We start from the raw sequence: 14,759 nt of genomic DNA on the forward strand, positions 1-14,759 counted from the left end.
ATTATGCCAGTAATCCAGCGGCACTGCCAGCGGGGGTCAGGTCAGGAGGCTGAACGCGATGGCGGCCAGCGAAACCGCCCCCAGCGCTAGCCAGACTTGCGTCCAGCGGCCATGCCGCTCTCTGGCTCGGTCTGGCTGTAGGCCACCCCTTGCCGCCATGCTGGCGAGCAACGTTGTAGCGCGCTGCGCCTCCCCCAGCATCGCCGGAAGTCCGGCAAAGAGCCCCGCCAGCGTCATCGAGGCATCTTCCAGCCGTCCAGCCGGGCCGAGCTTGCGTTCGATCCAGGTCCTGACCACGGGTTCGGCGGTCACCCACATGTTGAGATTGGGGTTGAGCGTGCGGGCCACGCCTTCGACCACCACCATGGTCTTCTGCAGGAGCAGAAGCTGCGGCTGGGTCTGCATGTCGAATTGTGCGGTCACTTCAAACAGCTGGGTGAGCAGCCGTGCCATTGAAATCTGATTGGCGGCGCGGTCCATGATCGGCTCGCCGATGGCGCGGATCGCCTGGGCGAAGACGGCCGGGTCATGGGTGCGTGGCACATAGCCTGCTTCGAAATGCACTTCGCTCACCCGCAAATAGTTGCGGGTAATGAAGCCATAGAGGATTTCCGCCAGGAACCGGCTCTCGTCGCGGCCCAACCGTCCGACAATGCCGAAGTCGACGGCAACGAGATTTCCTGCCCGGTCGATGAACAGATTGCCTTGATGCATGTCGGCATGAAAGAAGCCATCCCGGATGGCATGGCGCAGGAAACTCTGGATCACCGTGTCGCCCAGTTTCACAAGGTCGAAGCCCTGGGCCCGCAGACTTTCGACATCGGAAATCGGCGTGCCGTCGATCCACTGCGTGGTCAGCACTTCCCGGCTGGTTCTTTCCCAATCGACTTTCGGCACCCGGAAACCGGGGTCATCGCGGGTGTTTTCCGCCATTTCCGACAAGGCGGCGGCCTCCATGCGCAGGTCAAGCTCCTGTTTCATCGACTGCTCGAGCATCTGAACGGCGGCGACTGGCCGTAACCGCCGGCCCTCGGCACTGAACCGCTCCATCAGCCGCGCAGCAAAATAGAAGCTTCCGAGATCGGCGGCGAAACGCTTGTCCACACCCGGCCGCAGAACTTTTACGGCCAACTCACGGCCATCCGGGCTCCTGGCCTTGTGCACCTGGGCGATCGAGGCAGCCGCGACCGGCGGGCCGAATTCCACAAACAGCGTGTCAACATCCGCTCCCAGATTGCGGCGAATGATGTTGCGCGCCTCGGCCATGGGAAAGGGCGGAAGTCGGTCCTGAAGCGCCTTGAGGTCGAAGGCGCGCTGCGGACCGACCAGGTCCGGCCTGGTGGCCAGGAATTGACCAAGCTTGATGTAGCTGGGTCCCAGCGAAGACAAGGCCGTAGCGACCGGGTTCGCGTCGCCCTTTGGTGGCTTGCGCGCGCCGACCTTGGCGATGGACAACAAGAGCCGGGCGGCCCAAGGCAACTGATCGATCTGTTCGGGCGTCAGCAGTGCGTCATAGGCCGCCAGCGTTCGTCCGGCGCGCAGCAGGCTGAAACTGTAGCGGATGCTTTGAAACATCAGACTCGCCAGCCGGAATGGATGGCGACCACGCCGCCGGTTAGGTTGCGGTAGCTCACCCGCGCAAACCCGGCGTCCTCGATCATCGTTTCAAAATCGTCCTGCTTTGGGAAGGTCCGGATCGATTCGACGAGATAGCGGTATGGCTGGCCGTCGCCGGTCACCACTTTGCCGATGGCTGGAATGGCCGTGAAGGAATAGGCATCGTAGATCTTGTCAAGGAACGGAACATCAACTTGCGAGAACTCCAGGCACAGAAAACGGCCGCCGGGCTTCAACACCCGGTAGGCTTCGGCGAGGGCCCGGTCAATGTGAGTGACGTTTCGAATGCCAAAAGCGATGGTGTAGCCGTCAAAGCTTCTGTCTGGAAAAGCCAGCGACTCCGCATTGCCGACGGTAAAGCGGCAGCGGCCCAGCAGGCCCTCCGCCTCTGAGCGCCGCTTACCTTCCGCGACCATTTCAGGCGAAATATCCGCCACCGTCACCCGTACATTTGGCCCGCCGGCCCGAAGGATCCGGAAAGCCACATCGCCGGTGCCGCCCGCTACGTCCAGATGCTCGAAAGTGGCCTGTCCGCGGGGCGGATTCAGCATGGTGACAAGATCGTCCTTCCACAGCCGGTGCAGGCCCACCGACATCAGATCATTCATCTGGTCGTAGCGCGCCGCGACCTTGGAGAACACTTCGTTGACGAGGCCCTGCTTTTCGTCTTCTCCGACCTGGCGGAAACCGAAAGCCACATCCTGCTCGTTCGTCTTGTCTGTCATGGCAACAGGTCCTAGCGCCAAAACTCTATCGTTTCAGCATTGATGTGAATTCGCCAAGCCGCATGGCGCCGGTTACATGGGCAAGCGAGAAATAGCTTATAATTCCGCCGCCAACGAGCACAAGCAGTCCCCAGGCTGCCGCCAGAAAACCGGCATTTTCAACATAGTTGCCGCGCAGCAACCATTGTCCGGCCAGCAGCAATGCGCCCATCAGCAGCGCCGAGACAAGGATTCGCGGCAGCCGCTGGCGTGACCGCTCGTCGAGAACAAACAGGCCACGCTGCGACAATGTGACAGCCAGAAGTGCCGTGTTAAGCCAGGCAGCCAGGGAAGTGGCAAGCGCGATGCCGACATGGCCCATGTAACGGGAAAGGATCAGGCTTCCCGCGACGTTCACGGCGACTGAAATCAGCGCAAAGCGCATCGGAGTCTTGGTGTCCTCGCGGGCGAAGAAGCCGGGCTGAAACACTTTTGTGAGCGCGAAAGCTGGTAGTCCAATGGAAAAGGCCAGCAGCGCCGGGGCGACCGCGAAAGCATCGGCGCGCGTGAAGGCGCCATGTTCGAACACGGTGTGGATGATGGGAGCCGGAATGGCCATCAGTGCGATCGCCGAGGGCAGGGTAAGGAACATCGAGAGCTCCAGCGCCCGGTTCTGGCTGTGTAGCGCCCCCGCTTCATTGCCTGCTCTCAGTTTGCGTGAAAGATCAGGCAGGAGAACGATGCCAATGGCGACGCCGATGACGCCCAGAGGAAGTTGATACAGCCGGTCTGCATAATAAAGGAACGCCACCGCACCATCCATCGTTGTAGCGATCATGGTGGCGACGAGAAGGTTGATCTGCATCACGCCACCCGACACAATTCCGGGGATTGACAAAGCGATGAGGTGTTTCACGTCCGGCGTCATGCGCGGCCATCTTGGCAAGAGTCGCATTCCTGCCCGGCGGCAAGCGATGGCAAGGAGCGCATATTGCGCTACGCCAGACACAAAGACGCCCCATGCGAAGATATAGCCCGTAGCGGGTGTGTTGCCGGTGGCAAGCAGCCAGGCCACCACATTCGACGCGATCATCACCAGATTGAGCAGAATTGGTGCCGCCGCCGCGGCGGTGAACCGGTTAAGGCTGTTCAAGACACCGGACTGCAGCGCGGTCAGTGACATGAACAGGAGATAGGGAAAGCAAATGCGCGTCAGATCCACCGTGAGATCAAACATCTCACCCTCTGCGCGAAACCCTGGCGCGATGACGTAGATGACCAATGGCATGGCGATCATGGCGACGGCCGAAAAAAGCAGCAGCCAAGCCAGAAGCACGGAGAAGACGTCGATTGCGAAATCACGCGCCTTGGCTTCGCCTTCTCCTTCCACCTTCTTTGCGAAAAGAGGAACAAACGCATTATTGAAGGCGCCTTCGGCGAAAAGCGCCCGAAACAGATTTGGAAATCGCTGCGCAACAATGAAAGCTTCGGCAACGAAACCTGTTCCCAAGGTGAAAGCGATCAGCTGGTCACGTACGAAGCCAAGAATACGGCTTACCAGTGTGAGGCCGCCAACGGTTGCCGCGGATCTGAGCAGGGACATGGCGGATCAGGCTCTTGCCTGGGCCAGCTGTGCTGGTTTCAGGATGCTGCCGAGCACGGCTTCGATCTGCTTGTGCCGCGTGGCGTTCTCGATCTTGGCTCCGGTCAGGTCGGTCACATAGAACACATCGATGGCTTTCTCGCCAAAGGTTGTGATGTGTGCCGAGGCGATGTTGAGGTTCAGCTTGTAAAGCGCCTCCGTGAGGTCATAGAGCAGCCCCAACCGGTCGAGGCCGTTGATTTCGATCACCGTGAAACGGTTTGAAGACTGGTTGTCGATGATCACCCTTGGCTCGACGGTGAATGCTTTGATGCGCTGCTGCGGGCGGTAGGCGCGCGATACGGCATCTTTCAGGCGCAGCTCGCCGCGCAACGCCTTGCGCACCAGCTCCGCGATTCGTTCGCCACGGCGGCGCTCGTCTTCTTCTTCTGGAAATTCGCGCTGGATCAGAATGGTGTCCAGCGCCATGCCGTCCGTTGTTGTGAAGATCTGCGCGCCCATGATGTTGGCGCCGGCGGCCGCACAGGCGCCGGTGATGAGTGCCAGCAGGCGTGGATGATCCGGGGTATAGACCGTAAGTTCGGTAATGGCGGTGAATGCGTCTGTTTCCAGGCTGGTGACAATGGTCTTTGGTTGAGCGCCGCGTATCAGCTCCGCATGCTTGACTTGTTTTTCTGACGACGTTCCCAACCAGTAGGCATCATAGTGCCTGGCCGTATATGCTTTCCGCTCGCTGTCGCTCCAGCCCGGAAGTCGCTTGAAGAATTCCGCCTGGGCCTCCGCCACCCGTTCGCGGCGCGAGACGCTGGTATGACCGCCTGTCAGTACGGGTTCTGCCTCCGTGTAGAGCGTGCGCAGCAGCTGACCTTTCCAGCCGTTCCATACGCCGGGCCCGACAGCCCGAATATCAGCCACGGTGAGGATGATCAGCAGTTTCAGCCGCTCAAGGCTTTGAACCACCGCACAGAAATCAAGAATAGTCTTGAAGTCGTTGAGGTCACGCATTTGCGATGTTTCGCTCATCAGCAGATGATGGCGCACCAGCCAGGCCACTGTTTCGGCTTCAGACGCTGTGAGGCCAAGCCGCGGGCAGAGTTCGAGCGCGATACGTTCCCCGGCGATGGAATGGTCCTCCTTCCGGCCCTTCGCGATATCATGCAGGAATACGGCGACATAGAGGAGTCTGCGGCTCGTGATTGTTGGAAAAATGGCCGTCGAGAGCGGGTGATCATCCGAAAGCCGGCCACGCTCAATATCAGACAAGTGGCCGACGGCGCGTATCAGATGCTCATCGACTGTATAGTGATGATACATATTGAATTGCATCATCGCCACAATCCGGCCGAACGGCGGAATGAAACGGCCCAGAACACCAGCCTCGTTCATCATGCGCAAGACGATGTCGGGGTCTTCCGTGGAGGTCAGAAGCTCAAGAAAAATGGCATTTGCTTCCTGGTCATCGAGAATACGGCTGATCGAACGCAATGACCGCCGCAGCATTTTTATCGCATCAGGATGAATCTCGGCGCCTGTACGGCCCGAAATCACGAACAGCCGGATCATATTCACCGGATCTTTCTCGAATACGTCGGCGCTGACTGGCATGATCCTGCCGTTCTCCAGCTTGAACGTGGGGTATTCCCGCAACAAACCAGATGTTCTCGAAATAAGCCGGCCAATCACGCGGCCAAGCCCTGGCGTATCCTTGACGTGACTGGCTTCAAGACTGGCGGAAAGAATCCGTGTGAGATCGCCGACGTCCTTCGCGACCAGAAAATAGTGTTTCATGAAGCGCTCGACGTGCTTCAGACCGCCGTGCGACTTATAGCCCAGACGCTCGGCGATGTCAGGCTGCCGGTCGAAACTCAACCGGTCATTGCCGCGTCTGGCTAGGAAATGCAGGTGACAGCGGACTGCCCAGAGAAACCGCTCGCATTTCTTGAAGATCGCCAGCTCCTCGCGGGAGAATGCGCCCTTCTCCGCAAGCTCGTCAGTTGAGTTTGTGGCATAGGCGTACTTGGCGATCCAGAACAGCGTGTTGAGGTCACGCAGTCCGCCCTTACCGTCCTTGACGTCTGGTTCGACCACGTATCGGCTCTCGCCCACTTTCAGATGCCTGAGGTCGCGCTCCTTAAGTTTCTCAGCTATGAATTGCTTGGCCCCCTTGGACACGATTTCCCGGCGAAACTCGTTTGCCAGACGGTGAAACAGCTTCTCATCTCCGCAAATATAGCGCGCTTCAAGAAGCGAAGTCAGAATCGTGTTATCGGAACTCGCAAGCCGGATACACTCATCGATATTGCGCGTAGCATGCCCGACTTTCTGACGTGCGTCCCACAGGCTATATAGGATGAACTCAACAATGTTACGGACCCGGTCAGTCTGATGAGCCGGCAGCACAAAAAGCAGATCGATATCAGAACCCGGTGCGAGCGTGCCGCGGCCGTAGCCGCCGACTGCGACAACGGCAATTCGCTCTTCATGGCCATGCGCTGGAAAAACCTTGCTGCAGGCAAGATCGAAGAGCGCCCTGATCAGTTGATCTTCCGCGAGACTCAACGCCTCGGCGCAGCGCGTGCCATTGCCATCCGCCAAGAGATGCCGTTCGGCCTCAGCATGCGCCTGCTCAAGCATTCTCTTCAGAATCGCGACGATCGCTGAACGAAGATCGCTCCGGTTGTGATGATGTGTGGCTGATGCAGCCCACATCTGTTCAGTCACAATAAGAGGATCAATCAAACCGTAGGGCGCCTGTTTCATGGATCCGGCAGCCTCAGAAGAGATTTTAACTCATAGATCAGCGCCAGTGCCTCGCGCGGCGAAAGTTCGTCGGCGGCCGTATCTGCCAGCTTCTTTTCAACTTCGCTTTCGCGTTGCGATTTATGTGAGATGGCTGCCGCGAACAGCGGCAACTCAGTCACAAGTCCCGCTACGGGAGTTTTGCTCCCTTCGCGTTCCAGGCGGTCCAGAACCGCTTGCGCTCTGGCGATTACTGATTGCGGCAGCCCCGCCAGTCTGGCGACATGAATGCCGTATGAGCGATCGGCTACGCCTGGCACAACCTCATGCAGGAACACGATATCGTCTTGCCATTCCCTGACCTTCATGGTGGCATTGGCAAGATGCGGCAACTTGCCAGAGAGCTGTGTCAGTTCGTGATAGTGGGTCGCAAAGAGAGCGCGGCATTTGTTGACGCTATGAAGGTGCTCCAGCGTGGCCCATGCGATGGATAGACCGTCATAGGTTGCGGTGCCGCGGCCGATCTCGTCGAGGATGACGAAGCTTCTTTCTGTCGCCTGGTTGAGAATGGCGGCGGTCTCCACCATTTCAACCATGAAGGTCGAGCGGCCGCGCGCAAGATCATCGGCGGCGCCGACCCGGCTGAACAGCCGGTCCACAGCACCAAAATGTGCCTCCGCGGCGGGAACGAAGGAGCCCATTTGAGCGAGCACGACAATCAACGCATTCTGCCGGAGGTAGGTCGACTTTCCCGCCATGTTGGGCCCGGTCAGCAGGCATAATCTCTTTCTGTCGCCAGAGATATCACAGTCATTGGCGACGAAGGAGCCGCTGGCACGATCCTGCAAGGCTGCTTCGACGACAGCATGGCGGCCGCCCAGGACCGTGAAACGTGTCGTACCGTCGACCCGAGGCCTGACATAGCGCCGCCGTGCGGCGACTTCGGCCAAGGCTGCAGCAGCATCAAGCCGGGCAACCGCATCGGCGAGGTTCGACAGCAGGTTCCGCCTTGCTATTACCTGCGCACACAAGCCTGTGAAGATTTCCTGTTCGAGGGCAAGCGCCTTTTCAGCTGCCGCAGCAATGCGTTGATCAAGCGAGGCAAGTTCGGTGGTGACGAAGCGCATGGCGTTCGCCACTGTCTGGCGATGGATGAAGAGGCCCGCGCGCTCAGGCGATTGCAGGTTGCCAGTGGCTGTGCCGGGTACTTCGATGAAATAGCCCAGAACATTATTGTGTTTCACCTTCAGCGATTTGATGCCGGAGATATCACAATACTGGTTCTGCAGCCCGGCGATCACCTTACGCGTCTCGTCGCGGAGTGCTCTGTTCTCGTCAAGGTCCAGCGAATAGCCGGGCTTCACGAAGCCGCCATCGCGCGCCGAAGGAGGGAGATCGCTGGTAAGGGCAGCATCAAGTTCTTGCGCGAATTCGAGATCGCTCCATTGGAGAGTTTCGCAGGTAGTCTTGAGATTGACGGGCAGACCGCCAATAGTGGCGCTGTCTGAAAGTCGCTTTGCAAGTTGCCCGGAGATGATCAGACCATCACGAATCGCGGCCAGATCGCGCGGGCCTCCGCGGGCGATGGCGATCCGTCCCAGGGCTCGTTCGAGATCTGGCATTGCGGCAAGTTGGTGGCGGACGTCTTCGCGCAGGGCGGGGTCCAAGAGGAAGTGGTCTACCTCATCAAGACGGTCGGCGATGGCGTAGGGGTCGCTTAGCGGGTTGGTCAGTCGCGTACCAATGCAACGCGAGCCAGCGGCGGTTAATGCGAAGTCGATCACCGCCAACAGGCTGCCTTTCCGGTCGCCCTGCAAGGTTCTGGTTAATTCGAGATTGGCGCGGCTCGCGGGGTCTATCAGCAGAGTTGCTGACGGGAGTTCGCGGCGCGGTGGTCGCAGATGTGGCAGCCGGCCAGCTTGGGTAATGACGATATAGTCCAGTAACCCGCCAAGTGCGGAGATTTCGGCCCGGGAGAAGCTGCCAAAGCCATCCAGTGCCGCAACCTCAAAGTACTCCTTGAGCTTCCGTTCGCCGGCGATAGAGTCGAAACGCACCGCGGGAACAGGGCTCACCGGGGCGCCACTACGGGTAAGAAGTTCCGAAAGATCCGGGTCATCCATAAGCCGGTCTGCAATGATGATCTCTCGCGGGTCGAGGCGGGACAGATCGGCCGCAAGCCGGGTCTCCGCGCTCATCATAACCGCCAGTTCTCCGGAACTGATATCGGCCCAGGCGATGGCCAGTTCTCCCGCGGCATTATTGCGGGTGACACTGGCAAGAAAGTTGTGGCTGCGGGAATCGAGCAGATTGTCTTCTGTCAACGTACCAGGGGTGATGAGCCGTACGATATCGCGCCTGACCACGGCTTTAGAGCCACGTTTCCTGGCCTCAGCCGGGTCTTCCAGTTGCTCGCAGACGGCAACCCGGTGCCCGAGCCGGATAAGCTTTTGCAGATAGGCGTCAGCCGTATGGACGGGGACACCGCACATGGGGATGTCCCGCCCTAGATGCTTCCCCCGCTTGGTAAGGGTAATGCCCAGTGCATTGGCCGCCACCTCGGCATCCTCGAAGAACAATTCATAGAAGTCACCCATGCGGAAGAAAAGCAGACTTCCCGGATTTGCCTGCTTCAGCACCAGAAATTGGGTCATGACGGGTGTCGCGCGGTGAGCGCCTTCCTCCCCCGCCTGGTCGCCGGTATGGTCAATCCCGTCCACGGGTTCTCCATAGCAGGATTTCGCGGTTCTGGCGCAAGTCCGGGTGAGGCAAAGCTTGTGCCGCGCGCCGCCTGTCTTTAGTGTGCGTACCAGCCGCCATTTCGTTTGTTTTTGAGGCCAGAACATGGACCAGAAGCCGCGCCGGCCCTCCTTCACCGAGGAGGAAGCTTTGCAGTTCCACCAGCGCGGCAAGCCGGGAAAGCTGGAGGTTAACCCGACCAAACCGATGGCTACCCAGCGCGACCTGTCGCTGGCCTACAGCCCGGGCGTGGCAGTTCCGGTGCGGCGAATCGCCGAGGCGCCTGAGACCGCCTATGACTATACCGCAAAGGGCAATCTCGTCGCCGTCATCTCCAATGGCACCGCCATTCTTGGCCTGGGCGACCTCGGCGCTCTGGCGTCAAAACCTGTCATGGAAGGCAAGGCCGTTCTCTTCAAGCGTTTCGCGGATGTCGATTCAATCGACCTCGAGGTCGATACCAAGGATGTTGAGCAATTCATCAACGCCGTGCGCTATCTCGGTCCGTCCTTTGGCGGCATCAATCTTGAGGACATCAAGGCTCCGGATTGTTTCATCATCGAGCAGCGCCTGCGCGAGATGATGGATATTCCAGTCTTCCATGACGACCAGCATGGGACTGCCATCATCGCCACTGCCGGCCTGATCAATGCCCTGCACCTGACAGGACGCCACCTGAAGACCGCAAAGATCGTCTGTAATGGCGCCGGAGCTGCGGCCATCGCTTGCGTCGAGTTGATCAAATCCTTGGGGGTGCCGAATGGCAACGTCGTCCTCGCGGACTCAAAGGGAGTTGTCTACAAAGGCCGTACTGACGGCATGAATCAGTGGAAGTCAGCGCATGCCGTGGAAACCAAAGCCCGGTCACTTGCTGACGCCATGGAAGGTGCTGACGTATTCTTTGGTCTGTCCGTGGCTGGCGCATTGACCCCGCAGATGGTCAGAAGCATGGCAGCCAATCCGATAATCTTCGCGATGGCTAATCCGGATCCCGAGATAACACCGGAGGAGGTTCTCAAGGTCCGTGAGGATGCGATCATGGCCACCGGGCGCTCTGACTATCCGAACCAGATTAACAATGTGCTCGGTTTCCCCTACATCTTCCGCGGTGCGCTGGATGTCCGCGCCCGAACCATCAATGATGATATGAAGATAGCGGCCGCGCAGGCGTTAGCCGGCTTGGCGCGGGAGGACGTGCCCGATGAAGTTGCCGCGGCCTATCATGGTTCTCGTCCGACTTTCGGACGCGACTATCTGATCCCCGTGCCTTTTGATCCACGGCTCATCTCCACTGTGCCGGTCGCAGTTGCAAAGGCCGCCATGGAAAGCGGAGTGGCGCGCCGTCACATTGCCGATCTTGATGAATATGGAAAGTCATTGTCGGCACGGCTCGATCCTATTGCTGGCACGTTGCAGAGCGTTTTTGAGAAGGTGAGGGTGGCGCCAAAGCGTGTGGTTTTTGCCGAAGGCGAAGAGGACCGCATGATCCGCGCCGCCAACAGCTTTGCCAGTGCGGGTCTTGGCCGCGCCATTCTGATAGGCCGCGAAGCTGAAATTGAGAAGACGCTCCAAACCGGTGCGCTGGAACTCAACGAGAATGTCGAGATTTCCAATGCGCGGGTGTCTGACAGGAATGTCGACTATGCCAACTTCCTCTACGAAAGACTGCAGCGCGCCGGCTTCTTGCTGCGCGATTGTCAGCGCATGGTGAACCAGGATCGCAACGTTTTTGCCGCCTGCATGGTGGCGATGGGCGATGCCGATGCCATGGTGACGGGCCTCACAAGGAATTTCTCAGCCGCGCTTGATAATGTGCGACATGCGATTGACAACCGGTCAGGGCACCGGCCGATCGGGGTTTCAATGGCGCTTGTCCGTGGCCGCACAGTCTTTATTGCCGATACCTCGATTCACGAACTTCCGTCGGCTGAGGAGCTGGCGGACATCGCGCAAGAGGCGGCTGGGGTGGCGCGCCGCTTTGGATACGAACCCCGGGTTGCCTTTCTGTCTTACTCGACTTTCGGCTATCCGCGTGGCGAACGCGCTGAATATGTGCGGAATGCCGTAGCCGTTCTTGATCACCGAAGTGTGGATTTCGAATATGATGGCGAGATGGCGGCTGATGTCGCGCTGTCACGGGAGGCGATGGCTCTCTATCCGTTCTGCCGGCTCACGGGTCCCGCCAATGTGCTTGTCATGCCCGCCGCCCATTCGGCGTCAATTTCCACGAAGATGTTACAGCAATTGGGCGGCGTCACGGTGGTAGGTCCGCTTCTGACCGGTCTAGACCGCCCGGTGCAAATCGCTTCCATGTCGGCGACCGCCTCTGAGATCCTGAACCTGGCCGCGATTGCCGCCTATGATATCAACCGATAACCGGGCGGTGCCTGCAAGATATCGTCCTGTGGTTGGCCAAAGTGCGCGAAGTACCGCGGGTTGATGGCGGATACGGGCAGGATGATGAGTACATCGATGGTGTTGAATTGCTCATCGATGACCGCGCCATCCCCGATATAGCACCCAAGCCGGAGATATCCTTTTATTAGCGGTGGAAGAACCGCCAGCGCCCGCCGCTTGTCGATCTTCTCCGGTGGCATGCGGCGCATGTTGACAAGCCGTCCGGGCAGAGCCCGGACAGTCCATTCCGGAGGTGCGGCCGCTTCAGCCAGAAAGCTGAGCGCAAGGGCATGGGCATCGGGATCGGTGCCTTCAAGGCTTGCGCAACCCAGCATCACATCCATGCGGCAAGCACGGACATAATTCCAGATTCCCTGCCAGAGAAGCTCAACCACCGGCTTGGTCCGGAACGGCTTCAGGACGCAGGACCGGCCAAGCTCGAGAAACTGCAAGCCGGGATGCCGGGCGACAAGCGGAGCGATGTCGAACTCGCTTTGTGTGTAGAACCCACCATGGGCTTCGGCGGTCTTCTGACTCAGCAACCGGTAGGTGCCGATCAGTTCGCCATCGGCAATCATTATCGGGCTGTCATGCTTTGGCTGGCCAAGGTGAACGACAAGCAGATGATCGCAGATCGCGTCGAAACGGTCACAATCCATCATCAAGGCTGACGTTTTTTCATCGGCCTTGGCGTTCATTTCCTCGTAGAACACGCGGTAGCGCAGCCGCTGACAGGCGGCGATCTCTTCGGCTGTCCGCGCTTGCCGGAGGATCAACATGCCGCGTCCGGCTTTGATGTCCATGATGGAGGGCAGCGTCTATTCCTTCCCGGTTGAGGATGGCACAGACCCGTTGATTGTGAAAGTTATATGACCGTGGTCAGGCGGCTTGGCGCATCACGAGGCGGGCGATGGTCTCTTCGAGGTCCTGCCGGTCGAAGGGTTTTGAAAGATGCCCATCCATGCCGGCCTCCAGGCATTCGGCGATGTCTTCCTTGTGGGCATTGGCGGTCAGTGCCAGGATTGGCAGTCGCGGTGTGCCGGTTTCGCGCTCCAAACGCCGGATTCGCCTGGTTGTCTCAAGTCCATCCAGCACCGGCATTTCGACGTCCATGATGATCAGGTCTGGCCGCCGTCCGCGGGCGAGCGCGTCGAGAACCTGTTCGCCGTCGGCGACGTGCGTGACGCGGTGGCCCTCCCGGCGCAGAACCGTTTGCGCAAGCAGCGCATTCACTGGATTGTCCTCGGCGAGCAGCACCTGAAGTGGCCTTGCATGGCCTTCGGCATTGACGATTTCCCGGAGGTCTTGCACCGCGGCAGCGATAACGTCTTCCTCACGCGCCGTTATCAGCCTGAGCAGGGATTGGCGGCGGAACGGTTTCAGCAGGTAACCGAATAGAGGTTCTGACAGCAGGTCAGCATATTGACGGCGCTCTTCGGTGCGCATCAGAATAAAGATACGATGAGCCAGCTGGTTCGTTGTTCTTCGTAGGGTGTCGGCGAATTCGCTGTCACAAATGATTGCGTCGACGGCCACTCCGTCTTCTTCAGTCAGGACCTGCACCAGCTCTTGCTCATCCCGAACCAGGTCCACCGTGGCTCCACTGTCTTCCAGGGTGTCCTTGATGTGAGCGGCTGTCAGGCAAGGCTTCGAGACGATGATGTAATGCCTTCCGTGTAGCAGCGACGTTTGCTGCAATGACGGCGTAACATGCAGCGGCAGGATGACCTGAAACACCGATCCAAGCCCAGGCGATGAGTTCACCGTAACTGTTCCGCCCATCGCCTCGATCAGTTTGCGGGAGATCGTCAATCCCAGTCCGGTGCCGCCGAAGAGACGGCGGGTCTCCTCATTTCCCTGCACAAACTCGTCAAAAACGCGCTGCTGCTCTTCGGCGCTCATCCCGATGCCGGTGTCGCTCACGGTAATTGACAGATGATCGCTGCCGGCAAGCCTTGCGCAGATGGCGACGCCACCGGCTCCTGTGAATTTGATGGCGTTGCCGCAGAGATTGAGCAAAACTTGGCGCAAGCGCTTCTCGTCGCCGGTCACCGTGGACGGCACGAGACTGGACACAAAACAGGAGATTTCGATTCCCTTCGCATGGGCGCGCGGTGCGAGGAGTTCAGTCACCGACTCGATCAGTCCGGCGAGATCGAAGGGCGCTTCTTGAACGTCGACGTTGTCACGTTCGGCGAGCGAAGCATCCAGTAGCTCGTCAACAATCGACAACAGCGCCCGTGCTGAAACATCGGCCTTCTTGGCATAATTGCGCTGTTCAGCTGAAAGTGGCGTTTCGAGAAGCAGCCCGATCATACCGATGACGCCGTTCATCGGCGTGCGAATTTCATGGCTGGTGATTGCCAGAAATCTTGATTTTGCGCTGTTGGAGGCCTCCGCCTTGAGCCGCGCTTCATGTAGCTCGGCTGCTTTCGTGGCAAGGGCGGCGAGCCGCCGTCTGGCTCCCCGCCGCCAGGCGAACTGCCCCAAGGCGATACCTGCCGAGACGATCAAGACCGCAGCGACGAGACCGAGGACCAGCAAATCCGAATCCGTCGAAGTCACGGTTATGGCCGCCAGGGCGCTCAGCAGGAGCGCCAGAACCAGCGGTGCCATCAAGGTAACATAGCCGGGCCCAGGCTGCGCCAGCTGCTGCAGCGCGCGGACAAGACTGGCGTCAGGGCTCATCTCGCCAGCCTGGGGCAATGGTGTCGATCTTATGTGGGATTTGTCTGTAGCAGCCATGGCTTGAGTCTTGCCATGATGGGATTGCCAAACACTTACACGCCAGCAATTTGGTTATCAGAACCTTAACGCGCCCTAGAGCGGAATCCCATCAGTCTGCATCATATCCTGCTGCGGCGAAGTAGTTTCGGCATTCCTGAGGCTTGAAGACTGGCAGCATGTCACCAATGGCGGTCCAGAGGCCTTCGACGGTGCGCTGTGCCGCCTTGCGCAAT

Annotated in this window: 8 protein-coding genes and 1 pseudogene; 1 reads left to right on the forward strand and 8 read right to left on the reverse strand. The window is 59.2% G+C overall.

All coding sequences use genetic code 11. The features are described from left to right. Positions 1-36: 36 nt before the first annotated feature. The 5 genes from ubiB to mutS are packed head-to-tail and all read right to left on the reverse strand — an operon-like array spanning position 37 to position 9,317. A complete protein-coding gene (gene ubiB, locus ACKOED_RS06245; protein WP_408915718.1) occupies positions 37-1,575 on the reverse strand; it encodes a 2-polyprenylphenol 6-hydroxylase in 1,539 nt (512 codons plus the stop codon). Continuing rightward, complete coding sequence (gene ubiE, locus ACKOED_RS06250) at positions 1,575-2,342, reverse strand: bifunctional demethylmenaquinone methyltransferase/2-methoxy-6-polyprenyl-1,4-benzoquinol methylase UbiE (RefSeq protein WP_408915719.1); 768 nt, start codon at positions 2,340-2,342, stop codon at positions 1,575-1,577. The genes ubiB and ubiE overlap by 1 nt, the downstream gene beginning before the upstream one ends. A 25-nt stretch (positions 2,343-2,367) precedes the next feature. Beyond that, positions 2,368-3,924: a murein biosynthesis integral membrane protein MurJ gene (gene murJ / locus ACKOED_RS06255; protein ID WP_408915720.1), complete on the reverse strand. Its 1,557-nt coding sequence runs from the start codon at positions 3,922-3,924 to the stop codon at positions 2,368-2,370. Between the two features lie 6 nt (positions 3,925-3,930). Further along, on the reverse strand, positions 3,931-6,684 hold the full coding sequence (locus tag ACKOED_RS06260; protein WP_408915721.1) for a [protein-PII] uridylyltransferase: 2,754 nt from the start codon (positions 6,682-6,684) through the stop codon (positions 3,931-3,933). Further along, a complete protein-coding gene (mutS, locus tag ACKOED_RS06265) occupies positions 6,681-9,317 on the reverse strand; it encodes a DNA mismatch repair protein MutS (RefSeq protein WP_408915726.1) in 2,637 nt (878 codons plus the stop codon). The genes ACKOED_RS06260 and mutS overlap by 4 nt, the downstream gene beginning before the upstream one ends. A 190-nt stretch (positions 9,318-9,507) precedes the next feature. On the opposite strand from mutS, the gene ACKOED_RS06270 reads away from it, so the two are divergent. Further along, positions 9,508-11,778 (forward strand): NADP-dependent malic enzyme, encoded by a 2,271-nt coding sequence (locus tag ACKOED_RS06270; protein ID WP_408915722.1) that lies wholly within the window; start codon positions 9,508-9,510, stop codon positions 11,776-11,778. Here ACKOED_RS06270 and ACKOED_RS06275 read toward each other — a convergent pair. The 3 genes and pseudogenes from ACKOED_RS06275 to ACKOED_RS06285 all read right to left on the reverse strand — a co-directional run. Next, the gene (locus tag ACKOED_RS06275; RefSeq protein ID WP_408915723.1) at positions 11,760-12,602 is read right to left on the reverse strand and encodes a GNAT family N-acetyltransferase; all 843 of its coding nucleotides are present in this window, start codon (positions 12,600-12,602) and stop codon (positions 11,760-11,762) included. The genes ACKOED_RS06270 and ACKOED_RS06275 overlap by 19 nt on opposite strands. 76 nt (positions 12,603-12,678) lie before the next feature. After that, positions 12,679-14,487 carry a response regulator gene (locus ACKOED_RS06280; protein WP_408915724.1) on the reverse strand — a complete coding sequence of 603 codons (1,809 nt, stop codon included), beginning with the start codon at positions 14,485-14,487 and terminating at the stop codon, positions 12,679-12,681. 148 nt (positions 14,488-14,635) lie between these two features. Then, positions 14,636-14,759: pseudogene (locus ACKOED_RS06285) on the reverse strand (IS630 family transposase); the annotation flags it as partial.

The organism is Aestuariivirga sp. (genome assembly GCF_046093005.1).
Lineage (GTDB): Bacteria > Pseudomonadota > Alphaproteobacteria > Rhizobiales > Aestuariivirgaceae > Aestuariivirga.

Bases quoted from the DNA above. Each gene is read 5' to 3' on its own strand.
- ubiB (WP_408915718.1), bottom strand. From the start codon at position 1,575: ATGTTTCAAAGCATCCGCTACAGTTTCAGCCTGCTGCGCGCCGGACGA.
- ubiE (WP_408915719.1), bottom strand. From the start codon at position 2,342: ATGACAGACAAGACGAACGAGCAGGATGTGGCTTTCGGTTTCCGCCAG.
- murJ (WP_408915720.1), bottom strand. From the start codon at position 3,924: ATGTCCCTGCTCAGATCCGCGGCAACCGTTGGCGGCCTCACACTGGTA.
- ACKOED_RS06260 (WP_408915721.1), bottom strand. From the start codon at position 6,684: ATGAAACAGGCGCCCTACGGTTTGATTGATCCTCTTATTGTGACTGAA.
- mutS (WP_408915726.1), bottom strand. From the start codon at position 9,317: ATGACCCAATTTCTGGTGCTGAAGCAGGCAAATCCGGGAAGTCTGCTT.
- ACKOED_RS06270 (WP_408915722.1), top strand. From the start codon at position 9,508: ATGGACCAGAAGCCGCGCCGGCCCTCCTTCACCGAGGAGGAAGCTTTG.
- ACKOED_RS06275 (WP_408915723.1), bottom strand. From the start codon at position 12,602: ATGGACATCAAAGCCGGACGCGGCATGTTGATCCTCCGGCAAGCGCGG.
- ACKOED_RS06280 (WP_408915724.1), bottom strand. From the start codon at position 14,487: ATGAGCCCTGACGCCAGTCTTGTCCGCGCGCTGCAGCAGCTGGCGCAG.